Raw genomic sequence first — 21,725 nt, forward strand, 5'->3', positions numbered from 1 at the left:
TAGATGTCCATGTTCGTGTCGTTCAACGTGAGCCCGGAGGAGATCCGGGCGCACGCCGGCACGGTCGACCAGTTGACGCAGCGGATGCTCTCGGCGACCAACACCGCCGACCCGTCGCTGTCGACCGACGCGTTCGGCGCGTTCGCGTCGTTCCTGGCCTCCTTCCTGCTCAAGACCGCCGGTGTCTCGCAGGACATCCTCGGCCAGGCCACCGAGACCATCGCCGACATGGCCCAGGGTCTCAAGGAGGTCGCCGACCTCTACGAGAACGTCGACCTGGACAACGCGTTCGGGTTCACCGGAAAGGCGCGCGGATGAGCACGCAGGCGAGCACCCAGCAGCGTGACCCGTCGTTCCTGATCACCGACGTGCAGGGGACCGTCTCGGCGGTCGAGCGCGGCGACTGGGTGCAGGCGGGCCTCGGCATCGCCAACACGGCCATGAGCATCGTCGGCCTGTCCACGAACCCGCTGTCCGGCTTCCTGTCCGCGGGCTTCAGCTGGGCCATCCAGCACGTCAGCTTCCTCAAGGAGCCGTTCGACGCGCTGCTGGGCAGCCCGGAGCAGATCCAGAAGATGTCCGACAGCTGGGCCTCGGCGGCCAAGCAGATCGAGGGCATCGTCGCGGACTACCGGCGCACCTCCGAGCAGGAGACCAAGGGCTGGAAGGGCCGTTCGGCCGACGGCTACCGCGAGGCGAGCAAGAAGCACTCCAGCGGCCTGGAGACCCTGGCCAAGGCCGTGAAGGGCATCTCCGGCGCGGCCAAGGGCGCGGGCGAGCTGGTCGCCACGGTCCGCAAGACCATCATGGACCTGATCAGCCAGGCCGTGTCGGACATGGTCATGAAGATCATCCAGTGGCTGGCGGCCTCGTTCCTGACCTTCGGCGCGGCCATCGCGGCGGCGATCTCGGACATCATCACGATGGCCGTGAACTACGCGAAGAAGCTGATGGACTTCCTCAAGAAGCTCGGCGACTCGCTCAAGAAGCTGATCGACCTGGTGAAGTCGGTGCAGTCGATCGCCTCGACCGCCAAGCAGATCCTCCAGGCGATCACCTCGATGACGCACTCCAACAAGGGCGGCTCGGGCGGCGGCGCGGGTCCGCGCAACTCGGCCGGCGGCCTGGGGCTCACCGAGGACCAGCTGGCGAACATGGACCGCAACTCGCGCGACCGGTACACGCCGGGCAGCGGCGCGAGCGGTGGCGGCGGCAACACCAACACCAGCGGTTCGCCGAACGCGGGCCCGGTGGTCAGCCGGCCGCCGACGCCCGCGGGCAGCGGCGGCGGCACGGGCGGCGGCACCTACCCCGGTGGCGGCACGTACCCGGGCGGCGCGACGGGTGGTCCCGTGGTGAGCCGGCCGCCGACGCCGGCCGGCAGCAGCGGCGGCAGCGGTGGTTCGGGCACCGGCGGCGCGGGCACGGGCGGCCACTGGGAGCCGGGCCGGTGGGTGCCGGCCGGTGGCGGGTCCTCGCAGCTCCCGCCGAAGGTCGCGCCGATCACGTACCCGGCGGCGTCGCGTGACACCACGCACGCGACCGGCACGACCACCCCGTACACCCCGACGGTCAAGCCGTTCGCGGCGAGCGACCTGCCGCACTCGGGCGGTGGCGGTGGTGGCGTCGGTGGTGGCGGTGGCGGTTTCGCCGGTGGTGGCGGCGGGTTCGCGGGCGGCGGCGGTGCCGGCGGCGCGAGTTCCGGCCAGACGCTGCAGGCGGGCGGGTCGTCCGGTGTGCTGGCGGCGGGCGCGGGTGCGGCGGGCGCCGCGGCCGGCGGCGTCGGCGGTGCCGGTGGCGGCGCGGGCCGGGCCGGTGGCGGCATGGGCGGCGGCGGCATGATGGCCCCGATGGCGGGCCAGCCCGGCCAGGGCGACGGCAAGGACCACCAGCGCAAGGTGCGGCTGGAAGGCGAGCCGCTGATCGAGGAGCCGCCCAAGGCGGCCAAGCCGATCATCGGCGAGTGAGGTACTAGTACGGCGAAAAGGGGACCTCCCGGCTCGGGGGTCCCCTTTTCGCCGTGCGGGGTCAGGCGAGGGCGGCGAGTTCGTCGGCCACCACTCGTCGGGCCTCGGCTTCGCGGGCCCGGCGGTCGGCGGGCACCAGGCCGATCCGGGTCCGGCGGTCGAGCACGTCGTCCGCGTCCAGCGCACCCTCGTGCCGCACGGCCCAGGCGAACTCGCCGATCTCGGCGACCCGGCACGCCTCCGAGCCGTACCGCGCGACCAGGTCCGCCGGACCGGTCGCGGGCCCGGAACCCACCAGCGGCAACGACTTCGTGCGCGATTTCACGGCGGTGAGGCCGGTCGCGTCCACCGCGTCCGCCGCCATCCGCCGGTAGGTGGTGAGCTTGCCGCCGACGACCGTGGTCACGCCGCCCTCGGTGAGCACGGCGTGCCGGCGCGACAGGTCGGCGCTGGGCCCGTCGCCGGTGTCCAGCAGCGGGCGCAGGCCGGCGTAGCTGCCCAGCACGTCGGCCGGCGTCAACTTCCGCTCCAGCACGGAAGAAGCGACGTCGAGCAGGAAGTCCACATCGGACTGCGGCACCGCCGGCACGTCCGGGATCGGGCCGTCCACCGGCTCGTCGGTCAACCCCACGTAGACCCGGCCGTCGTGCTGCGGCAGGACCAGCGCGAACCGGTTGTGCCCGCCGGGCACCGGCACGGTCAGCGCGGTCCGGCCCACGCCCAGCGCCCCGGCGTCGAGCACCAGGTGCGACCCGCGCGACGGGCGCAGCGGCACGTCCACCAGCTGCCCGGCCCACACGCCGGCCGCGTTCACCACGGCGTTGGCCCGGATGGTGAGGGATTCGCCGGTGAGGCCGTCCACGACGTGCGCGGCGCGGCCGTCGAGGGCGGTGACCTTGGCCCTGGTGACGATGCGCGCGCCGAGGCCGGCGGCGGTGCGGGCCAGCGCGACGACCAGGCGGGCGTCGTCGACCAGCTGCCCGTCGAAGCTCAGCAGGCCGCCGCGCAGACCCCGGCGGCGCAGGCCGGGCGCGAGCGCGAGGGCCTCGGCGGCGGGCACCCGGCGCGGTCCGGGCAGCACCCGCGACGGGGTGCCCGCGAGCCGGCGCAGCACGTCGCCCGCGTGCAACCCGGCCCGCACGAGCGGGTCGTTCGCCTTGTCGTGCAACGGGACCAGTTGTGGCAGGGCGCGGACCAGGTGCGGCGCGGTGCGGGTCATCAGCACGCCGCGCTCCACCGCGCTCTCGAACGCCAGCCCCACCTCGCCCTGGGCCAGGTAGCGCAGGCCGCCGTGGACCAGCTTGGAGGACCAGCGCGACGTGCCGAACGCCAGGTCGTGCGCCTCCACCAAGCACACGTCGAGGCCGCGCGCGGCGGCGTCCAGCGCGACCCCGGCCCCGGTCACGCCGCCGCCGACGACCAGCAGGTCCACCGTCCGCCCGGCCACCTCGTCGAGGTCGCGGCGGCGGCGGGCGGCGTGCAGCGACGTGCTCACGACAGGGCCGCGTCGAGGAAGACCGCCAGTTCGGCGAGCAGCACCTCGAAGTCCAGGTCGGTGGTCGCGGGGCGGATCGAGAGCACCATCGACTGGGTGGTCAGCAGCACCAGGCGGGCCTGGGCGGCGGAGTCGCCGGGCCGGATCGACCCGTCCGCGTGGCCCGCCTCGACCTGGCTGAGCAGGAACGCCTCGACCAGCCGCTGCGTGCTGCCCAGCCGCTGCACCAGGTAGGGCAGCATCAGTTCGGCGTCGAGGTCGAGCACGCGGCGCATCAGCGGGTCGGCGGCGAGCAGCCGGATGCCCGCGACGGCCCGGCCGACCAGGCACTCGCGGGCGTTCGCGCCGTCCGGGCCGGGTTCCTCCACGCGCCGCAGCAGCGCGCCGAACTCCCTGGTCATCAGGGCCCTGACCAGGGTCCGGACGTCCGGGAACCGGCGGTAGAGGGTCATCCGGCTCACGCCGGCGCGTTTGGCGATGTCCGTCAGCGTGGTGCGGCGGACACCGACCTCGACCACGCAATCGCGGGCCGCGTCGAGGAGCGCGTCATCACTGTGACGTTGGGACGTCATGTGTCACACTGTAGCGGTGACCGAGCGCATCGACCACACCCTCCGGGGCAGGTGGACCCCGACGACGGCCGAACTGCCGCCGCACGCCCTGCGGTGGCTCCGGCAGCGGACCGGCCTGGCCGAGGTCCGCACGCCCGCGCGCACGCCCGTCGTGCCCGGCTCGGCGCTGTCCGACGCCGCGCACCGCGCGCTGGACGCGGTGGTGGGCCCCGGTTTCGTCCGGGTCGACCGGGATTCGCGGCTCGGCCGGGCCGGCGGTCTGTCCTATGTGGACATCCTGGAGCAGCGCGGCGAGGGCGCGCTCGCGGTGCCCGACGCCGTGGTGCTGCCCGGCACGCCGGAGCAGGTGGTCGAGGTGCTGCGGACCTGCGCCGACCACGACGTGGCCGTGGTGCCGTTCGGCGGCGGCACGTCGGTGGTGGGCGGTGTCGCGGCGCTGCGCGGCGACAAGGCGGCGGTGGTCGCGCTCGACCTCGCCCGGCTGGACCGGCTGGTGTCGGTCGACCCGGTGTCCCGGATCGCCGTGCTCCAGGCCGGCCTGCCCGCGCCCGAGGCGGAGAAGCTGTTGGCACCGCACGGTTTCACCATCGGGCACGTGCCGCAGTCCTACGAGCGCGCCACCATCGGCGGGTTCGCCGCGACCCGGTCGGCGGGCCAGGCGTCCTCCGGCTACGGCCGGTTCGAGGACATGGTGGAGGGCGTCCGGCTGGCCGCGCCGGTCGGGGAGTGGCGGCTCGGTGCCGCGCCCGCGTCGGCCGCCGGCCCCGACCTCAAGCAGCTGGTGATCGGCAGCGAAGGCGTGTTCGGCGTCATCACCGAGGTGGCGCTGCGGGTCCGGCCGCGACCGGTGGTCGAGCGCTACGAGGGTTTCGCGGTCGACGGCTGGGCGCACGGTTCGGACGTGGTCCGCGCGCTCGCGCAGCGCCGGGCGCTCGCCGACGTGACCAGGCTGTCCGACGAGGACGAGACCGAGGTGTCGCTGTCGCTGGCCGGCGGCTGGAAGACCGCCGCCCTCAAGGCGTACCTGCGGGCCCGGGGCGTCGCCCGGCCGTGCCTGCTGGTGCTCGGCTGGCACGGCGCGTCCGAGGACGAGGTCCGGCGTCGCCGCCGGGAGACCACGCGGGGCCTGCGGCTGGTGCCGCTGGGCCGCCCGCTCGGCGAGGCGTGGCGGCACGGCCGGTTCAACGGCCCGCGCCAGCGCGACGCTCTGGTGGAGGTCGGCGTGTGCGTGGAGACCCTGGAGACCGCGACGCACTGGTCCCGGGTGGCCGAACTCCGGGCCGCCGTGCGGGACGCGCTGCGCGACGCGCTCGGCGACTGCGTGGTGATGTGCCACATCTCGCACGCCTACGAGACCGGGGCGTCGCTCTACTTCACGGTGCTGGCCGCGCGGTCGGTCGCCGACCCGGTCGGCCAGTGGCAGGTGGCCAAGGCCGCCGCGAGCGAGGCCATCGCCGGGCTCGGCACGATCAGCCACCACCACGCCGTCGGCCGCGACCACGCCCGCTACCTGGAGGCCGAGATCGGCGGGCTGGGCCTGGACGTGCTGGCGTCCGTCAAGCGGACACTCGACCCGACCGGGGTGCTCAACCCTGGCAAGCTACTCCCGACCGGGCTAGCTTCACGGTCGTGACCGGTGATCTGCTGATCCGTTCCGTGCGGCCGTGGCCCAACAGCCTTGACGCGCCCGCGGTGGACGTTCTGTGTACTGACGGGCTGGTGGCGTCGTTCGGCGCGGACCTGGACGCGCCACCGGGCGTGCCCGTGGTGGACGGGAGGGGCGGGGTGCTGCTGCCGTCCTTCGCGGACGTCCACGCGCACCTCGACTCGACCCGGCTCGGCCTGCCGTTCCGGCCGCACAGCGCCGGCACCGGCCTGGCCGAGCTGATCGACAACGACCGGCGCAACTGGCGCTCGGCCGAGCGCGGGGTGTCCGAGCGCGCCACCCACACCCTCGGGCTGACCATCGCCGCCGGCGCGACGATCGTGCGCAGCCACGCGCAGGTCGACGTGGACTCCGGGCTCGACAAGCTGGAGGGCGTGCTGGCCGCGCGCGAGGCGCACGCCGGGCGGGCGACCGTCGAGGTGGTGGCGTTCCCGCAGTGCGGCATCCTGCGCGAGAAGGGGACCGCCGACCTGCTCGAAGCCGCGCTGCGGGCCGGTGCCGACCTGGTCGGCGGCCTCGACCCGGCGGGCTACGACCGCGACCCGGTGCGGCACCTCGACGTCGTGTTCGGGCTGGCCGAGAAGCACCAGCGCGGGGTCGACGTGCACCTGCACGACGCCGGCTCGCTGGGCGCGTTCCAGGTCGAACTCATCTGCGAGCGGGTCGCCGCGCTGGACATGCGCGGCAAGGTGACCGTCAGCCACGCCTTCGCGCTGTCCTCGGTGGACGCCGAGCGGCAGCGCGAGCTGGTCGACCTGCTCGCCGAGCACGACGTGGCGGTGACCACGGTCGCGCCCGGCGTGCGGGAACCGTTGCCGCTGCGGCAGTTGCGGTGGGCGGGCGTGCGGCTCGGGCTGGGGCAGGACGGGATGCGGGACTACTGGTCCCCCTACGGCAACGGCGACATGCTCGACCGGGCGTGGCAGCTGTCCTTCCGCAGCGGGTTCCGGCAGGACGCGCTGGTCGAGATGTGCGTGGACATCGCGACCCGGGGCGGCGCGGCGGTCGTCGGCCGGCCGCACGGCCTGACCGAGGGCTCGCCCGCCGACCTGGTCGTGGTGCCGGGCGACACCGTGACGGCGGCCGTGATGGACCGCGCGCCGCGCACGCTGGTCGTGCACGCGGGCCGGGTGGTCGCGGCGGAGGGCGAGCTGGTCTAGCCCTTGAGCCGGCAGAGGTCGGCGAGTTCGGCGGCCTGCGCCGCGACCTCGGGCCTGGCCGACAGCGGTTCGAGCGCGGCCAGGATGCGGGGCACCAGGTCCTCCAGGGCCAGCATGGACCGCGCGAACAGGGCGTTGGCCAGCCCCTCGTCCTCGTAGACCGAGTCGCCCTCGTCGTCGTCTTCGAGCAGCGCGGCGACCTCGGCGTCGACGTCGCGGCCCGGGTCCGCCATCGTGGCGAACTCGGCGCGGTGCTCCGGGGCGACGGCCTCGACCACCTCGGCGAGGAACTCCAGCAGGCCGGGGACCGCCGGCCGCGCCCGGGGGTCGTCCAGCAGGCCCACGACCTCGGCGACCGCGGCCGGTGTGGCGCTCCACGGCGTGCCCTGGTGGATGATCGCCGACTTCAGGTGCGTGAGGGCGGCCTGACGTGCCTGGTCGTCGTCCCCGGTGAGCGCGGCCAGGTGGGCCGGGGTGTCGGTGGCGGGCCCGTAGGCGTGCAGCAGCGTTTCCACGTGCGCGAATCTAGCCCGCCACCCCCGCGGGTCAGAACGTGACGAGGGCCTTGCCGGTGTTCTCGCCGCGCAGCATGCCCAGGAACGCCTCCGGCGCCTTCGCCAGACCGCCCTCGGTGATCGTCTCGCGGTAGCGGAGCCGCCCCTCGGCGATCCAGCCGCCCACCTCGCGCTCGAACTGGTCGCGCAGGTGCGCGTGGTCCCACACCAGGAAGCCGCGCAGGGTCAGCCGCTTGCCCACGGCCAGACCGAGGTTGCGCGGGCCGGGCGGGCGGGTCGACTCGGTGGCGTTGTAGCCCGAGATCGAGCCGCACAGCGCCGCGCGGCCGTGCGGGTTGAACGAGGCGATCGCGGCTTCGAGGTGCTCGCCGCCGACGTTGTCGAAGAACACGTCGACGCCGTCCGGCGCGGCCGCCGCCAGCTGCTCGGCCACCGGGGCGTCCTTGTAGTTGAACGCCGCGTCGAAGCCCAGTTCGTCGATCAGGTATCGCACCTTCGCGTCGGTGCCCGCGCTGCCGACCACCCGCGCCGCACCGCGCAGCTTCGCCACCTGCCCGGCGACCTGGCCGACCGCGCCCGCCGCGCCGGACACGAACACGACGTCGCCCTCCTTGAGGCCCGCCACGTCCACCAAGCCCGCGTACGCGGTCAGCCCCGGCATCCCCAGCACGCCCAGGTACGCGCCCAGCGGCGCGCGCTCCGGGTCCACCTTCGTGGCGTTCCCGGCGTCGACCACGGCGTACTCGCGCCAGCCCAGGCCGTGCAGGACCGTGTCGCCGACCGCGAAGCCGGGCGCGTCGGACGCGACGACCTCGCCGACCGCGCCGCCCTCCAACGCCTTGCCGACCTCGTAGGGCGCCACGTACGACTTGACGTCGTTCATCCGGCCGCGCATGTACGGGTCGACGCTCATCACCCGGGTGCGCACCAGGAGTTGGCCGGGGCCCGGCGCGGGCACCGGCACCTCGGCCAGCTCGAAGTTCTCCGGGGTCGGGAAGCCCTCGGGGCGCGACGCCAGCCGGATCTCGTGCGCGGTGCTCGGGACGGTCATGACTTCGTCAACCCCGACCCGTCGGCGAGGTGTTCCGGCCAGTCGGTGTGACCTGCGTCGCGTAGCGCGGACACGCTCCGGTAGGTGTAGCCGAGCCGTTGGTAGACCTTGATCGCCGCCGGGTTGCCCGCGTCCACCATCAACGCGCAGGTGCCCTCCTCGCGCAGCAGGGCGGCGGTCAGGAACGCGCAGACCCGGCTGGACAGGCCGCGCCCCCGGTGGTCGGGGTGGGTGGCGACACCGGCGACGAACCCGACACCGGGGGCCGACCACGCGTCCGCGCCGACGGCGGCCAACGTGCCGTCGTCGGCGTGGACGCCGGCCCAGCGGCGCGCGCCCGGCTCGTACGGCCAGACGTAGGAGTCCGGGTTGGCCTTGCGCAGCAACGACTCCACGTCGTCCCACGCGGTCTCGTCCAGCCACGGCAGGTCGTCGGGGGCGTCCAGGGTGCCGGTGCGCTCCATCCAGCCGAACGTGGCCAGCGCCGGGAACTCCGGCAGCTCGGCCGCCACCGCCGCGGTGACCAGGGGCCGCACGCCGGGACGCGCGCGGGCGCGCAGGATCGCCGCGATGTCGTCCACCGGCCCGGCGAGCACCAGCCGGTCGTGCCGGTTGAGCCTCGGCGCGAGCACGCCCACCGCGCCGCCGTGCGCCCACGCCAGCCCGCCCCGGCCCGGTCGCACGCACTGGGCCGCCCAGCGGACCAGGGGGTCCGGGTTCGCCGCCGCCACCTCGTCCGGGTTCCGCAAAACACGCATGACCGCATCATCGCCGACGGTCTACCCTCCCCGGCATGGAGATCCGGCGGGTGACCTCGTACGACGCCGTGGTGGCCGCCGGGTCCCTGTTCGACGAGCCGCCACGCGAGGCCGCCACCCGGAGGTTCCTCGCCGAGGAGGGCAACCACCTGCTGGTGGCGTACCTGCACGGGCGGGCCGCGGGGTTCGTGACGGGCGTGGAGACCACGCACCCGGACAAGGGCACCGAGATGTTCGTCTACGAACTCGGCGTCGAGGAGGAGTTCCAGCGGCGCGGGATCGCGACGGCGCTGGTCGAGGCGTTGCTGCTGCTGGCCCGCCAACGCGGGTGCTTCGGCGCGTTCACCGCCACCGAGCCGGACAACGCGGCGGCGCTGGCGACCTACGCCCGGGTGCGCGCGGACGCCGAGCCGACCGTGTCGCTGTCCTGGACGTTCTGACCGGCGCACGCCCACCCGGCTGCGCGTTCACCGTCGCGGCGCAGGCGGACCGCTCCGGCGCTCACGCAGCGTCCCCGACGCGGCGCGCGGGCGCGCGGGCGGCCCAACCGGAGTGCGCTGTGCGGGCGGTGGGCTTTGACTGGGCTTGTGCGGTCCAGCACCGTGTCGGTAGGCGGGTGTGGCGGCCGGGCACCGGATGACCGGGCCGCCACACCCGCCGCCACCGACGTCGGCGAGCCCTAGGAACTCTTGCGCCGCAACAGACCGCGCTTCTGGAGGGTGTCCTCCAGCGTGTGGTAGGCGACGTCCATCGCGGTGAAGTAGTCGCGCTGGTCGCGGGCCGGCACCGACTCGTCCGGCTCCGGGATCGGCTTCATCGTCATCCAGCGCTCCTCCCAGAGCGCCTCGACGGCCGCCTCCCACAGCAGGCGCACGCCGACGTGGGTCAGCTTCTCCTGCTCGATCAGCTCGGCCACCCGGTCCTGGGAGGCGGCCAGCCGCTCCAGCAGCTCGCGCACCCGGTCGCGGTCCTGGTCGCGCATCTTCTCCACCGCGGCCCCGGCCTGGCCGACGATCTCCTTGTACCGCTCCACCGCGGAGACCGCGACCACCTCCGACTCGGCGTCGCCACTGCGCTGGGCGGGCACTACCGATGCGTGGCTGATCATGATTCCTCCCCGGTGTCGAACGGAATGACCACCTGCGGACGGGAATGCTCGAACCGGTCGAAGAACAAACCCCGGCGCGGTCGGGGTGACCACGCCATGACCTGCTCCGGTCCGAACGACAGCAGTTCCTTGCCCTGGACGTCGAAGGCCAGCCACGCGCCGATGTCGTCGTACACGCCGGGCGGCAGGCTGTTCTTCAGCCGCTGCGGACCGCGCCACCAGCCGAGCAGGTGGGTGCGGTTCTCCGGACCGTGCTTGAGCACCGTGCGCAGGCTGTCCACTCCGGACATCCGGGTGGTCTGATCCTTGTTCTCCAGCAGGGTGTGCGCGCCGTCGACGGCGTACACCACCAGGTAGTGGGGGGCGAGCGCGATGCCCGTCTCGCCCTTGACGGACGCGGTGAGCCGCGCGGCGGTCTTGTCGAGCAGCACGCGGATGTTGTCCAGGCCCGACAGGCTCGCCGTGTGGCCCGCGTTCTGGAGCTGCTTGCACAGCTTGTCCGCGTACGGCCAGGCGTCCTCGGCCAGGCAGGCCAGGCTGAACTCCACGTGGCCGGGTTCGTGCTGGCGGGCCAGCGAGAGCGCCGCGCCGCCCAGCACGCCGGCGGCGTCCTCGGCCAGCGAGCCGATCACCGCGATGTTGCGGCCGGGCGTGCGGGCGAAGCGGACCTTGGCCGCGCTGCCCGCCACGTCGATCACCTGGCCGAGCAGCACGGTCGGGTTGTCCGCGGGCTTGAGGGCCTGGAAGTCCGGCAGCGCCTGGAGGCTGGGCACCTTGCTGCCGTCGAACAGGATCGGCTCGGCCAGCTCGGCCGGGCGGCGGCCGTGCAGCTCCGCCTGGAGCCGGTCGAACGTGCCCCGGCCGGTCGCGTCCGGCACGCGGGCGATCTCGTTGCCCGGCCGCACGCCCGACTCGTGGTTGACCACGGCGTGCCAGCGCGGCAGCTCCACCGCGGCGTCGTTGGCGGGCTCGGCCAGCACCCGGCGGGCCTTGGGCAGCGCGATCCGCACGGTGAACTGCTCGAAGATCGCCGACTTGCCCCAGAAGCCCTCGATGCCCGAGACGTCCTGGCTGGACAGCACCAGGTGGATGCCCTGCGACCGGCCGCGCCGCGCCACGTCCTCCAGCAGCTGGGTGGCCTGCTGGGTGACCTGGTCGCGCTCGCCGAACAGGTACTGGAACTCGTCCACCACGGCGACGATCCTCGGCCAGTGGCCGTCCGGGTCCTCCTCGCGCAGCTGCTCCAGCTTGGTGACCTCGTGCCGCTTGGCCGCGTCCGCGCGGCGGCGCATCTCGTCGGCCAGGAACCGCAGCAGCGCCACGCCGAACTCGCGGTCGGTGTTCACGTTCACGCCGACCAGCCGGGCGTGCGGCAGCCACGTCGGGTCCTTGCGGCCCGGCGCGAACTGCGCGAACGACACGCCCTCCTTGAAGTCGAGCAGGTACAGCTCCAGCTCGTCGGGGTGGTAGCGGGCGGCCAGGCTGCCCAGCATCGCGTAGAGGAAGTTCGTCTTGCCCGACCCGCTCGGGCCGCCGATCAGCGCGTGCGGCGAGGTGTCGCCCAGCGCCACGTGCACCGGCTCGCCCTCGTCGTAGCCGACCGGGGCCAGGACGCCGGACGCCGAACTCTCCCGCCACAGCGATTCCGGCAGCAGGTCGGCGAACGTGCTCAGCCGGGTGCGGCGTTCCTCGCGCTTCTTGGCGATCTCCGCGCACGCGTGCGGCACCTGGTTCTGCGGGAACTGCGCGTCCAGCGCCACCGTCACGTGCTTGCCGGTCATCGTGCAGGTCGCGGTCTGGTCGGCGGCGATCGTCACGGTCTCGATCGGCGAGTTCACGGTGACCGGGATGTCCACGATGATCAGCTGCACGCCGCACGCCAAGCCGTTGCGCGCCACCCGCTGCAACTGCTGCTGGTGCTCCTCCTTGAGCGCCTGCCGGTTGCCGAACAGCACCGCCACCCGCCACGGCTCGGTCCGCCGGCCGCCGACCGCGCGCACCGACTGGTGGCCCTCGACCAGCACGCCGGTGTGCACCCGGCGGATGTGGTCGGACAGCTCGTCGAGCAGCTCGTGCAGCCGGGCCGGGTCGTGCACGGTCAGCAGGCCCGCCCGGGTCAGCGGGTACAGGCCGGGCAGCGAGCCGGTGAGCTGGTTGACGTCCCAGACGTGGATGTGCACCAGCCCCGGCTGGAAGTAGCTGACCAGCCGCAGCAGCAGGTTCTCCACCAGCGCGTCCGCCGCGACCCGGCTGTCCGGGACCGACGACACGTGCAGGTGCGAGTGGTCCAGCATCGGCACCGCGACCGGGAACGACTGCGGTTCCGGCGCGCCGCGCACCAGGCCGGTGCCGATCCGCCACAGCTCCGGCACGCCGTCGCTGCCGTCCGCCGTGCCGGGCCGGCCCAGCCACGACTCCGGCGGCCACGACGCCGGGCCCGGCGCGACCGCGTTCACCAGCGCGGTCAGCCGCGGCGGGCCGGTCTCCGACCACTCCCGGAACGCCTCGACCCGGTCGATCAGGGTCCGCGCGAGCTGCTGCTCGAACTTCTCCTTCTTCAACGCCCTGGCCAGCAGCGGGTCGTCCAGCGCCCGGTCGACGCCCTCGCCCCGCAGCATCACCTCGAACATGTCGCGCGCGCGGTCGTCCGCGAGTTGGCGCAGCTCGCGCGAGGCGTTGCCGAGCGCGGCGGCCACGGCTCTGCGGAACTCCTCGAAGGAGTCCTCGATCCGCCGCCGGCGCTCGTCGCGCTTGATCACGTCACAGCTCCACGGCCAGCCGCTGGACCAGGTCCAGGCTGCCGACGATCAGGTCGAGTTCGTCGGCGAACCGCTCCCTGGCCTTGACGAACCCGGCGGGGACCAGGGACTCGTGGTGGTTGGCGCCCGCCTCGACGAGCAGGTCGACCGCCTCGTCGAGGGCGGCCTGCGCCTCCCGGACGCTGCGGTAGGCATCACGGAGGAACTCGCAGCTCTGTTCGAGCGCGAGCTTGACCTCGCCGACCGACGTCACGTGTTCACAGCCGGCCGTTGATGCTTTCGGCCTGCGAAATGCCCGAGGCGAGGAACTTCTGGAGGTCGGACACCCCGTTCACCACTTCGGCGAATTGCCCGTTGGCCTGTTCCACGTCGCCCTGGACGCTGCCCTGGGTGGCGGTGCTGAGCAGGGCCTGGGCGTCCTCCGCCAGGTCGGCTGCCTGCTGCAACGCCTGTTGGCTCTGGGTGGCCTTTTCGACGGCCTGGGCGATCGCGGTGCGAACGTCTTCGATGCTGGCCATGTCGGTCCCGACCCCTCCTGTGACGCTGGAGTTCCTATAGTTGAAAGTAGTACCGAAAGTCGTTCATTTCACAAGCAAGATCGGCTGACCGGGTGGTAATCGAAATCCACTCGATCGGATTAGTCATCCTGCTCTCAGTCGGGCACCGTCCACACGAATGCCGAGGCCGGTGTCGCGGTGAGTTCCAACTCGGTGATCCCGGCTGATGGGACGGGTGCGGCCGACCAGCGCGTTGTCGCGGACTCGCCGGCCCACTCCACCGGCGTCCACCCCGAACGGCCCAACGACGACACCGCGTCGAGTAGCGCGACCGTGGGCGAATTGACACTCGATCCGAGATCGACGTGCACGCTCAGTAGATGCCCATGTGGAGCCACTCGGGTGATCTTGCCACTTCGCGCGACCCGGCTGGCTACCGCCCGCGCCTGCCACTCCGCCCCGGCGGACCGGTCCGTCGCGACATCCACCCGCAACAGCAACCGGGTACCCGCTTCGGGCGGTGCGGCAACCCCCGTCTCGGGTTCGGGCGCGGCGTCGCGGCGCTGCGGGTCGCCACCCGCCCACGCCTCGACGAGCAGCCGCTCCGCACCCGGCACGAGCCCGTCCAGCAGGCCCGGGTCGTCCAGCACGGTCCACGCGGTCGGCGGCTCGCAGGCCACCCGGGGCATCGGGAACTGCTCGCCCAGCGACCGCACGAACGTGCGGACCGCCCTGGCCAGGGCACCCGCCACGTTCTGCGTCGCGCGCTCGCCGCTGGACCGGCTGACGGTCACCGACCAGCAGCCGGGCTCCTCGTCGGAGCAATCGCCCGCCTGCACCACCTGACCGCCGACGCGCCGAAGCAGGCCGGCACAGGCCGCCCGTGCCTGCCTCTCGTCGTCGGCCGCGACCACCACCGTGATCAGCAGCTCCAGGTCTTCTCCCACCATCGCAGGGGAAATTGTCCACGAACGTCCGCGCCGAGTCTTCCCCGGCTTGGCCCAGTGCCGAGGTCCGAGTGGAGTCGTGCGGGTCCCGACTTGACCCGGAGCCCGCTCCAGCGTGTTTGCTGGAGCCATGGCGAACAACCTTCAAGGCAGGATCGCGCTGGTCACCGGGGCGTCGTCGGGCATCGGCGAGGCGACCGCCCTCGCGCTGGGGCGCGCGGGCGCGTCGGTCGTGGTGGCCGCGCGGCGGGTGGACCGGTTGGCGGCGCTGGAGGAGCGGTTGGCCGGTGAGGGCGTCAAGGCGCTCGCGCTGGAACTCGACGTGACCGACGAGGCCGCCTGCCGGGCGGCGGTCGAGCGGACCGTCGCCGAGTTCGGCGGTCTCGACGTCCTGGTGAACAACGCGGGCGTGATGCTGCTGGGCGACATCGAGGGCGCGGACACCACCGACTGGACGCGGATGGTGTCGACCAACCTCCTCGGCGTCATGTTCCTGACCCACGCGGCCCTCCCGCACCTGCTGGAGCGGCGCGGCACGGTGGTCCAGGTGTCGTCCACGGCGGCGCGGGTGGTGCGGGCCGGGATCGGCGTCTACAGCGCCACCAAGGTCGGGCTCAACGCGTTCAGCGAGTCGCTGCGCCAGGAGGTCACCGAGCGCGGCGTGCGGGTGGTCGTGGTCGAGCCGGGCGTGGTGGAGACCGAGCTGCGCGAGCACATCACCGACCCGGCGGGCCGGGCGGCGGTCGAGCAGCGGATCGCCGGGCTGCGCCAGCTGAGCCCGCAGGACGTGGCCAACGCCGTCCGGTACGCGGTCGAGCAGCCCGACCACGTCGTCGTCAACGAGATCCTGGTCCGCCCCACCGGCCAGAGCTGGTGAACCCCGCGCGCGCCTGAGGCGGCTCAGCGGCCTTCGAGTTCGGCGATCCGGTTGGACACCAGGCGGAACGAGTCGCCCAGGCCCAGGGTCACCGCCTCGACCCGGGCCGCCGCCGTCACGTAGGGGGTCGCCTCGGTGCGTTCCAGGAACACCGCCGAGCGCCGCAGCTCGACGTGCGCGACCGGGGTCGCGGCGGGGAACTCCAGCAGCCGGAACGGGCCGATCAGGCCGGGGTGCACGGCCGCCGAGGGCACCACCCCGAACCGGACGCCGGGGATCTCCGTCGCGCGCAGCACGTGCCGCCACTGCTCGGCCATCACCCGGCGCCCGCCCACTGCGGTGCGCAGCGCGGCCTCGCCGACCAGCGCCACGTACTCGACCTCGCCGCGCAGCACCTGCTGGCGGCGCAGCCGGGCCATCAGCCGGACCTCCACGTCGCGCGGCTCGACGCCGTCACCGGTGAGGAAGGCCCGGCTGTACTCCATGGTCTGCAACAGGTCCGGCACCAGCAGCGGCTCCCAGCAGACGATCCGGTTGGCCTCGTGCTCGTAGCCCGCGAGCGCGTTGGTCTCCGGCGGCAGGCCCGGCAGGCCGGGACCCCACAGGCCGGGCCCCCGGCCGTGCTCGGCGCGGCGCACCAGGGCGGCCCGCCGGTCGCCGACGACCGCGTAGACCGCCAGCAGCGCCTCGACCTCGGCGGCGGAGATCTTGCGCTTGCCGTTCTCCAGGTTGGACAGCATCGACTTGCTCCACCCGAGCCGCTCGGCGGCGGCCGTCACGGTCAGCCGGGGCGTGGTCGCCTCGCGGATGCCGCGCAGCTCGGCCCCCAGCGCGCGCTCGTGCGCGCCGGCCGCCTTCCTGGGCATGGGTGGACCTCCGCCGGGCTGTCGGGGAAGCCGTGTTGCAGCAACAACGGCCGACTCACGACACCAGCGTGCCACGTTGTGCACACCGGACCAAGGTTGTGAGCGTGCCTCAATCGGATGAAATCGGGTGCTACCGGTCGAGCACCCGTCGCACGAACGCGACCACGTCGTCGAGCACCTCGTCCCGGTTGGTCTCGTTGAACACCTCGTGCCGCGCGCCGGGGTACACCCGCTCCTCGAACAGCAGGCCGCGGATCCGGTCGGTGCCCGTCCTGGTGTCGGCGAGCGGGACCAGCTCGTCCGCGTCGCCGTGCAGCCACAGCGTCGGCAGGCTCTCCAGCGTCGGCCCGTAGTTCGCCTCGTCCAGCGCCCGCTCCAGCGCCTCCAGCGTCGGCCGCTTGAACGGCCCGTGCCAGACCAGCGGGTCGGCCGCGTACGCCTGGCCCACCTCGGAGTCGCGGGACAGCGCGGACGGGTCGACCGGCGCGTCCGGGATCTCGGCCAGGCCGAGCGCGTCCAGGCCCTCCCAGGTGCCCAGCACGGGCGCGGACAGCACCAGCGCCGCGACCGGGTGCTGCTGGGCGTACCGGGTCGCCACCAGACCGCCGAACGAGTGCCCGACCAGCACCACGGGCAGGTCGACCGCCGCCGACCCGACCGCCGCGCCGACGTCGGCCACCAGGCCGTCGAACGACGGGATCAGCGCGCGCTCGCCCGCCGACTCCCCGTGCCCGACGTGGTCCGGCGCGACCACCAGCGCGCCCGCGGCGACCAGGCGCTCGGCGACGTGCCCGTACCGGCCGCTGTGCTCCCCGTACCCGTGCACCAGGACGGCGAGCCAGGTCGCCTCCAGGTTGGGCCAGGTCCGCACGGCGATCTCCCCGGCGTGGCCGGGCACGTTCGACTGGATCACCTAGGCAGGGTAGAACGCGCTGATCTCGATCTTCCCGCCGCCGCACACCGGCCCGTAGGCCCACGCCACGCTCATCGGCTGGGTCTCGTCCGGCGGGATGGCCGCAGCCTTGGCCGGGGCCGGCTCGCACGCGCCCTCCACGGGCTCGTTGCCGGTCGGCACGACGGTCCAGCGCAGGTTCGCCGCGGCCGACGCGCCGGGGTTCAGCGTGACCGGCGACGGGCCGGGGTCCTCGTTGCGCTGGAGGTCCGTCGGCACCGGCTGCCCGGAGCCGTCGAGCAGCTGGAAGCCGCTGTAGCCGTTCAGGGTGCACGTCGCCGAGCCGTTGTTGGTCACCACGAACTTGGCGTACCGGTTGCCCGCGCCCGGGTCCACCGAGCCGACCTCGCCGGCCAGCGACGCCGACGTGCACCGGGTGGACGCCGGCGTGGCGGGCGCGGACGTCGTCGGCGGCACGGGCGCGACGCTGCCGCCGGGCGACGACGCGGTGGTGGTCGCGGAAGGTGCGGTCGAGATCGTCGAAGTGTCCGCGGCCTGCTCGGGGCTACCGCACGCGGAACCGAGCAGCACCAGGGCACCGCACACGACAAGTCGCCTCATGTCCACCTCCTGGGTCGTGGTCCTACCAGGAGGACGTACCCATTCGGTGGACGGTTGGGTCGCTTCGGCAGGAATTCACCGTATCGGGCGCGTCACAGTCGCTTTTCGACCCAGCCGTCCGGGAGCGCCGCCAGCCCGTCCACGGCGGCGGTCCACAGGTAGGTCCAGCACACCCGGCCGTCCGGCATGGTGACCCGGGTCCGGCGGTACTCCGGGCCCTCGTACTCGTCCAGCGCGGGCAGCGCGTCCTCGGGCGATTCCAGGCGCAGCACGTGGCCCGGCACGCCGGGGCCGTCGCCGGGGCGCAGCGCGGGGTAGCCCTTGCCGGTGTCGAGCAGGGTGCCGGGCAGCTTCGCGGCCTCCGGCTCGCCGGTCACGTAAGGCCGCACGAGGTGCCACGCGCCCATGCCGGGCTGGAGGGTGCCGTAGACGAACAGGCGGTCCGGCCAGTCGTCCGGCGATGGGTCGCCGTGCACGGGCGTGACGTCGAGGCCGTCGGTCTCGGCGGCCCGGCCGCCCAGGGTGCGCGCGCCGCGCTGGTCGACCTCGGAGCAGCGCACCGGGCGTCCGGCGGACAGCAGCGGCATCCGGCGGGTGCCCGCGCCGGTGTAGGCGAGCACGGAGTCCACCACGGCACCGTCGAACAGGGTGACCTTGCCGGTGTGCACGCGGACCAGGCGGTAGCGCAGGCCGCGGCCCTCGCAGCGGTCCAGGACGCGCAGTTGGTCGGCGGTGGCGAACCACACGGCGTGCTCTTCCTCGACGCCGGGCGCGCCGGCGAGCGTGGCCGGGCGCTGGCCGTCGGTCTTGCGGAGTCCGGCGGCCCAGACCGCCGAGAGGCCCTCGCAGCGGGCCCGCAGCACGACGGCGGGGCCGGTGAGGCCGAGTTCCTCGCGCAGCCAGGTGACCTTGGCGGGGTTGGCGTTGGAGCCGTAGGCGAGCACCGGCATCCGGTCCGCCAGCGGGGGCTCGCCGTGGTCGGCGAGCCAGTCGTCGAGATCTCGGCCGTCGGGCGCGACCCGCCACCCGGAGTCGGTGCCGGCGTCCGGTGTGACCGGCCAGCCCGCCCCGTCGAGGTGCACGAAGCAGTGTCCCGGCCGAGCGCCCGGATAGGGCTCGGCCGGGTGGGTATCGTCCGTGAAGGGCTGCGTCATGAGCCCATTCTGACAAAGCTCACCTGGAATTCACGTCATGTTGGGATTCCTTGACGGGCCAGACATCCGATCTCTACCTCGACTTCACTGACCTGCAACGCCCGCTCCCTTCCGGTGGACCGATCCAGATCGGAGGGGTCGACGTGACCTGTCACACGTTCTCGGCGCGCCGCACGTCGTAGGCGTCCTGGGCGGCCATGAGGCTGGGCAGGTTGTCCTCGATCCACACGAACAGTCCTCGGATCTGTTCCGCGACCTGGGTACCCAGCGCGGTGAGCGTGTAGTCGACGTGCGGCGGGATGACCGGCCGCACCTCGCGCAGCACCAGCCCGTCGCGCTCCAGCGCCTGGAGGGTCTGCGCGAGCATCTTCTCGCTGACCCCCGGCACCGCGCGCCGCAACTCGCTGAACCGCCTGGTGCCGTCCAGCAGCTTGCCCAGCACCAGGCTGCCCCAGTGGCTGGTCGCGTGGTTCGCGATCTCGCGGGACGGGCAGTTGCGGTCGTACACGTCACCTCGCATACCCATGGCAGCGACCTTACCTGGACACTTTCCCACGTGTAAGTACCCCACGCCAAGGTAGGTACTTACGAATAGTTAGCGACCGCCCTAGCGTTCCCGGCATGACCACGTTGATCACCGGCGCGACCGGCCACCTCGGCTCCCTCATCGTCAAGCACGCCCTGGACCGGCTGCCCGCCGCCGACCTGGCCGTCTCCGTCCGCGTGCCCGCGAAGGCCGACCTGCCGGTCGAGGTCCGGCACGGCGACTTCGCCGACCCGCAGACCCTGGCCACCGCGTTCGCCGGCGTCGACAAGCTCCTGCTGGTGTCGGCGGACGGCCCCGACGAGGTGCGGATCGGCCTGCACCGCGCAGCCGTCGCGGCAGCGGTCGACGCGGGCGTGCGGCACATCCTCTACACGTCGGTGTCCGACGCCGACACGTCCCCGTTGGGCCTCGCCAAGGTGCACAAGGCGACCGAGGAACTCATCCGCGCCACCGGCCTGCCCTACACGTTCCTCCGCAACGGCATGTACCACGAGAACTACACGCAGAACCTCGGCCACGGCCCCGTCGTCACCGCCGCCGGCGACGGCCGCATCGCCAGCGTGTCCCGTGACGACCTGGCCCTGGCCGCAGCGATCGCCCTGACCGCCGACGGCCACGAGAACGCGGTCTACGAGTTCACCGGTCCGCGAGCGTGGAACTTCGACGAACTGGCCGCCCTCGCCGGCACCACCCACCAGCGCGTCACCGCCCACGAGCGCACGACCGCGCTGCAAGGCTTCGGCCTGCCCGCGTTCGTGGCCGAACTGCTGACCGACATCGAGGTCAACATCGAGGCGGGCGCCCTCACCGAGGTCCGCCCCGACCTGGAGAAGATCATCGGCCGCCCGGCCACCCCCGTGGAGGACGCCGTCCGCGCCGCCCTCGCCTGACCCCGACCGCTGACACCCTCCACCCCCACCTCCCAGTCCCCACCCCAGTCCCCACCCCAGTCCCCACCCCAGTCCCCACCCCAGTCCCCAGTCCCCCCCACCCCCAGTCCCAGCCCCTCCCACCCCCTCGAAAGAAAACTCCGAGGTCCGGAAAAACGGACCTCGGAGTTTCCCATTCCGGAAGATGTCGGTTATCGGTCAGCCACGCGGCGGCCGACCGCCGGTCCTATCGGTCGCCCACCAGGATCAGCGCGGCGTCGATTTCCGGATGGGCCTGGGGGTTTTCCGCCCACCATTTGGCGTAGCCGGGGTTGCGGGGCAGCACGGCGTGGTACGCGCGGGCCGCGCAGGCGAACACGTCGTGCGCCCGCCCGGCGGCCGGCCCCTCCCGGCGGGTGGCCAACATCAGGTCCACCACGAGCGGGGCCCCGCGCAGCGGCTTGATGACGATCCCGTCGCCGCTGCGCGACTGCGGCAGCGCGAACGACACCGCACCCTTGGCGACCAGGCTGCGGGCACTGGACGCCTCGTTGACGTGGTGCGTCAGCCGGGGCGTGAACCCCGCCTCGGCGCACACGCTGAAGATCTGCAGGCGGTTGCCGACCAGTTCGTCCGGCGGCGCGACCCAGTCCCGGTCGCCGAGCTGGGCCAGGTCGACGTCGTCCTGCTCACCCAGCGGGTCCCAGTCGGGCAGGGCGACGAACTGCGGCTCGGCGATCAGCCGGCGGATCTCCAGGCCGCGCAGCTCGCGGCGTTCCATGCCCTCGAACCGGTCGATCAGCCCCAGGTGGACCTGGCCGCTGACCAGCAGTTCCAGCAGGTCCGAGCCCCCGGGGGCGATCTCGGTGCGGATCTCCGAACACGGGATGGTGCGGCGCAACTCCTCCACGAAGTGGCCGAAGAACAGGGTGGGTACACCGCCGACTATGAGCGGTCCGGGCGTTCCGTCGCGGGTCTTCTCCTTCGCCAGACTGATCAGTTGTTCCACTTCGTCGAGCACCAACCGGGCCGTGCCGACGACCTGTTTGCCCAGGTCGGTGGGCACACTGCCACCCGGTGTGCGATCGAACAGCTGTCCGCCCACGATGCGTTCGACCGTCCGGAGCTGGGCGCTCATCGCGGGCTGCGTCAGGCCCAGCCTGATCGCGGCCTTGGTGAGACTTCCCTCTTCGGCGATGGCGCACACCGCGCGGAGGTGGCGGAGTTCAAGCTCGGGCATAACGCTCTTCTATCCCCCTTTTGAATGAGCCGCCACCCCTCGTGGCCGCCATAGTTGGCGAAGTCCCCGTGAAGTGGAGAGGAAGCCATGCGCGCCAGCCAGATCTACTGAGTGTGGATGCCACACAGCTGTGGCCGTCCCGTCCCATGCCACGTCCCATCACA

Annotated in this window: 23 protein-coding genes; 7 read left to right on the forward strand and 16 right to left on the reverse strand. The window is 73.2% G+C overall.

Annotation, left to right across the window (positions count from 1 at the left end):
• The first annotated feature begins 3 nt into the window (after positions 1-3).
• The gene (locus tag AC0HI0_RS37970; protein ID WP_360938166.1) at positions 4-318 is read left to right on the forward strand and encodes a type VII secretion target; all 315 of its coding nucleotides are present in this window, start codon (positions 4-6) and stop codon (positions 316-318) included.
• Complete coding sequence (locus tag AC0HI0_RS37975) at positions 315-1,967, forward strand: WXG100 family type VII secretion target (protein ID WP_480928292.1); 1,653 nt, start codon at positions 315-317, stop codon at positions 1,965-1,967. Before AC0HI0_RS37970 ends, AC0HI0_RS37975 begins: the two co-directional genes overlap by 4 nt.
• Positions 1,968-2,028: 61 nt before the next feature.
• Here the strand turns inward: AC0HI0_RS37975 and AC0HI0_RS37980 are convergent, their stop codons facing one another.
• Both AC0HI0_RS37980 and AC0HI0_RS37985 read right to left on the reverse strand, forming a co-directional pair.
• Positions 2,029-3,462: a glycerol-3-phosphate dehydrogenase/oxidase gene (locus AC0HI0_RS37980; RefSeq protein WP_480928293.1), complete on the reverse strand. Its 1,434-nt coding sequence runs from the start codon at positions 3,460-3,462 to the stop codon at positions 2,029-2,031.
• On the reverse strand, positions 3,459-4,034 hold the full coding sequence (locus tag AC0HI0_RS37985; RefSeq protein ID WP_480928294.1) for a TetR/AcrR family transcriptional regulator: 576 nt from the start codon (positions 4,032-4,034) through the stop codon (positions 3,459-3,461). The genes AC0HI0_RS37980 and AC0HI0_RS37985 overlap by 4 nt, the downstream gene beginning before the upstream one ends.
• Positions 4,035-4,050: 16 nt before the next feature.
• On the opposite strand from AC0HI0_RS37985, the gene AC0HI0_RS37990 reads away from it, so the two are divergent.
• Entirely contained in the window at positions 4,051-5,667 is a 1,617-nt protein-coding gene (locus tag AC0HI0_RS37990) for an FAD-binding protein (RefSeq protein WP_480928295.1), read from the forward strand.
• Complete coding sequence (locus tag AC0HI0_RS37995) at positions 5,664-6,860, forward strand: amidohydrolase (protein ID WP_480928296.1); 1,197 nt, start codon at positions 5,664-5,666, stop codon at positions 6,858-6,860. Before AC0HI0_RS37990 ends, AC0HI0_RS37995 begins: the two co-directional genes overlap by 4 nt.
• Here AC0HI0_RS37995 and AC0HI0_RS38000 read toward each other — a convergent pair.
• Genes AC0HI0_RS38000 through AC0HI0_RS38010 form a run of 3 tightly spaced genes read right to left on the reverse strand, consistent with a single transcriptional unit; the run spans position 6,857 to position 9,184 of the window.
• The gene (locus AC0HI0_RS38000; protein ID WP_480928297.1) at positions 6,857-7,375 is read right to left on the reverse strand and encodes a hypothetical protein; all 519 of its coding nucleotides are present in this window, start codon (positions 7,373-7,375) and stop codon (positions 6,857-6,859) included. The two genes, AC0HI0_RS37995 and AC0HI0_RS38000, sit on opposite strands and share 4 nt — an antisense overlap.
• A gap of 31 nt (positions 7,376-7,406) precedes the next feature.
• Entirely contained in the window at positions 7,407-8,426 is a 1,020-nt protein-coding gene (locus AC0HI0_RS38005) for an NADP-dependent oxidoreductase (RefSeq protein ID WP_480928298.1), read from the reverse strand.
• Complete coding sequence (locus tag AC0HI0_RS38010; RefSeq protein ID WP_480928299.1) at positions 8,423-9,184, reverse strand: GNAT family N-acetyltransferase; 762 nt, start codon at positions 9,182-9,184, stop codon at positions 8,423-8,425. The genes AC0HI0_RS38005 and AC0HI0_RS38010 overlap by 4 nt, the downstream gene beginning before the upstream one ends.
• Before the next feature lie 35 nt (positions 9,185-9,219).
• Between AC0HI0_RS38010 and AC0HI0_RS38015 the strand changes: the two genes are divergently transcribed.
• Positions 9,220-9,624 (forward strand): GNAT family N-acetyltransferase, encoded by a 405-nt coding sequence (locus AC0HI0_RS38015; RefSeq protein WP_480928300.1) that lies wholly within the window; start codon positions 9,220-9,222, stop codon positions 9,622-9,624.
• Between the two features lie 239 nt (positions 9,625-9,863).
• Here AC0HI0_RS38015 and AC0HI0_RS38020 read toward each other — a convergent pair whose 3' ends face one another.
• The 5 genes from AC0HI0_RS38020 to AC0HI0_RS38040 form a co-directional block, all read right to left on the reverse strand.
• Complete coding sequence (locus AC0HI0_RS38020; RefSeq protein WP_480928301.1) at positions 9,864-10,292, reverse strand: hypothetical protein; 429 nt, start codon at positions 10,290-10,292, stop codon at positions 9,864-9,866.
• Positions 10,289-13,051, reverse strand: coding sequence for an FtsK/SpoIIIE domain-containing protein (locus AC0HI0_RS38025; RefSeq protein ID WP_480928302.1), 2,763 nt, complete (start codon positions 13,049-13,051; stop codon positions 10,289-10,291). Before AC0HI0_RS38025 ends, AC0HI0_RS38020 begins: the two co-directional genes overlap by 4 nt.
• 1 nt (position 13,052) lies before the next feature.
• Entirely contained in the window at positions 13,053-13,304 is a 252-nt protein-coding gene (locus AC0HI0_RS38030; protein ID WP_480928303.1) for a hypothetical protein, read from the reverse strand.
• Between the two features lie 4 nt (positions 13,305-13,308).
• Positions 13,309-13,569, reverse strand: coding sequence for a hypothetical protein (locus AC0HI0_RS38035; protein WP_480928304.1), 261 nt, complete (start codon positions 13,567-13,569; stop codon positions 13,309-13,311).
• Positions 13,570-13,703: 134 nt separating this feature from the next.
• Complete coding sequence (locus AC0HI0_RS38040; protein ID WP_480928305.1) at positions 13,704-14,498, reverse strand: hypothetical protein; 795 nt, start codon at positions 14,496-14,498, stop codon at positions 13,704-13,706.
• A gap of 127 nt (positions 14,499-14,625) precedes the next feature.
• On the opposite strand from AC0HI0_RS38040, the gene AC0HI0_RS38045 reads away from it, so the two are divergent.
• Positions 14,626-15,372, forward strand: a complete 747-nt coding sequence (locus AC0HI0_RS38045; protein ID WP_480928306.1) for an SDR family NAD(P)-dependent oxidoreductase — start codon at positions 14,626-14,628, stop codon at positions 15,370-15,372.
• A gap of 23 nt (positions 15,373-15,395) precedes the next feature.
• Here the strand turns inward: AC0HI0_RS38045 and AC0HI0_RS38050 are convergent, their stop codons facing one another.
• The 5 genes from AC0HI0_RS38050 to AC0HI0_RS38070 form a co-directional block, all read right to left on the reverse strand.
• Entirely contained in the window at positions 15,396-16,238 is an 843-nt protein-coding gene (locus AC0HI0_RS38050) for a helix-turn-helix domain-containing protein (RefSeq protein WP_480928307.1), read from the reverse strand.
• A 130-nt stretch (positions 16,239-16,368) separates the two neighbouring features.
• Positions 16,369-17,151 carry an alpha/beta hydrolase gene (locus AC0HI0_RS38055; RefSeq protein WP_480928308.1) on the reverse strand — a complete coding sequence of 261 codons (783 nt, stop codon included), beginning with the start codon at positions 17,149-17,151 and terminating at the stop codon, positions 16,369-16,371.
• The gene (locus tag AC0HI0_RS38060; protein WP_480928309.1) at positions 17,152-17,751 is read right to left on the reverse strand and encodes a DUF4232 domain-containing protein; all 600 of its coding nucleotides are present in this window, start codon (positions 17,749-17,751) and stop codon (positions 17,152-17,154) included.
• A 92-nt stretch (positions 17,752-17,843) separates the two neighbouring features.
• Positions 17,844-18,905, reverse strand: coding sequence for a gamma-glutamylcyclotransferase (locus AC0HI0_RS38065; protein WP_480928310.1), 1,062 nt, complete (start codon positions 18,903-18,905; stop codon positions 17,844-17,846).
• A 151-nt stretch (positions 18,906-19,056) separates the two neighbouring features.
• Positions 19,057-19,431, reverse strand: a complete 375-nt coding sequence (locus AC0HI0_RS38070) for a winged helix-turn-helix transcriptional regulator (RefSeq protein ID WP_480928311.1) — start codon at positions 19,429-19,431, stop codon at positions 19,057-19,059.
• Between the two features lie 95 nt (positions 19,432-19,526).
• On the opposite strand from AC0HI0_RS38070, the gene AC0HI0_RS38075 reads away from it, so the two are divergent.
• Positions 19,527-20,342: an NAD(P)H-binding protein gene (locus tag AC0HI0_RS38075; RefSeq protein WP_480928312.1), complete on the forward strand. Its 816-nt coding sequence runs from the start codon at positions 19,527-19,529 to the stop codon at positions 20,340-20,342.
• A 226-nt stretch (positions 20,343-20,568) separates the two neighbouring features.
• Here AC0HI0_RS38075 and AC0HI0_RS38080 read toward each other — a convergent pair whose 3' ends face one another.
• Complete coding sequence (locus AC0HI0_RS38080) at positions 20,569-21,561, reverse strand: LysR family transcriptional regulator (RefSeq protein ID WP_480928313.1); 993 nt, start codon at positions 21,559-21,561, stop codon at positions 20,569-20,571.
• Between the last annotated feature and the right edge of the window lie 164 nt (positions 21,562-21,725).

This window comes from Saccharothrix sp. NBAS 001, from assembly GCF_056640475.1.

Bases quoted from the DNA above. Each gene is read 5' to 3' on its own strand.
- AC0HI0_RS37970 (WP_360938166.1), top strand. From the start codon at position 4: ATGTCCATGTTCGTGTCGTTCAACGTGAGCCCGGAGGAGATCCGGGCG.
- AC0HI0_RS37975 (WP_480928292.1), top strand. From the start codon at position 315: ATGAGCACGCAGGCGAGCACCCAGCAGCGTGACCCGTCGTTCCTGATC.
- AC0HI0_RS37985 (WP_480928294.1), bottom strand. From the start codon at position 4,034: ATGACGTCCCAACGTCACAGTGATGACGCGCTCCTCGACGCGGCCCGC.
- AC0HI0_RS38005 (WP_480928298.1), bottom strand. From the start codon at position 8,426: ATGACCGTCCCGAGCACCGCGCACGAGATCCGGCTGGCGTCGCGCCCC.
- AC0HI0_RS38010 (WP_480928299.1), bottom strand. From the start codon at position 9,184: ATGCGTGTTTTGCGGAACCCGGACGAGGTGGCGGCGGCGAACCCGGAC.
- AC0HI0_RS38015 (WP_480928300.1), top strand. From the start codon at position 9,220: ATGGAGATCCGGCGGGTGACCTCGTACGACGCCGTGGTGGCCGCCGGG.
- AC0HI0_RS38020 (WP_480928301.1), bottom strand. From the start codon at position 10,292: ATGATCAGCCACGCATCGGTAGTGCCCGCCCAGCGCAGTGGCGACGCC.
- AC0HI0_RS38035 (WP_480928304.1), bottom strand. From the start codon at position 13,569: ATGGCCAGCATCGAAGACGTTCGCACCGCGATCGCCCAGGCCGTCGAA.
- AC0HI0_RS38040 (WP_480928305.1), bottom strand. From the start codon at position 14,498: ATGGTGGGAGAAGACCTGGAGCTGCTGATCACGGTGGTGGTCGCGGCC.
- AC0HI0_RS38045 (WP_480928306.1), top strand. From the start codon at position 14,626: ATGGCGAACAACCTTCAAGGCAGGATCGCGCTGGTCACCGGGGCGTCG.
- AC0HI0_RS38050 (WP_480928307.1), bottom strand. From the start codon at position 16,238: ATGCCCAGGAAGGCGGCCGGCGCGCACGAGCGCGCGCTGGGGGCCGAG.
- AC0HI0_RS38060 (WP_480928309.1), bottom strand. From the start codon at position 17,751: ATGAGGCGACTTGTCGTGTGCGGTGCCCTGGTGCTGCTCGGTTCCGCG.
- AC0HI0_RS38065 (WP_480928310.1), bottom strand. From the start codon at position 18,905: ATGACGCAGCCCTTCACGGACGATACCCACCCGGCCGAGCCCTATCCG.
- AC0HI0_RS38070 (WP_480928311.1), bottom strand. From the start codon at position 19,431: ATGGGTATGCGAGGTGACGTGTACGACCGCAACTGCCCGTCCCGCGAG.
- AC0HI0_RS38075 (WP_480928312.1), top strand. From the start codon at position 19,527: ATGACCACGTTGATCACCGGCGCGACCGGCCACCTCGGCTCCCTCATC.
- AC0HI0_RS38080 (WP_480928313.1), bottom strand. From the start codon at position 21,561: ATGCCCGAGCTTGAACTCCGCCACCTCCGCGCGGTGTGCGCCATCGCC.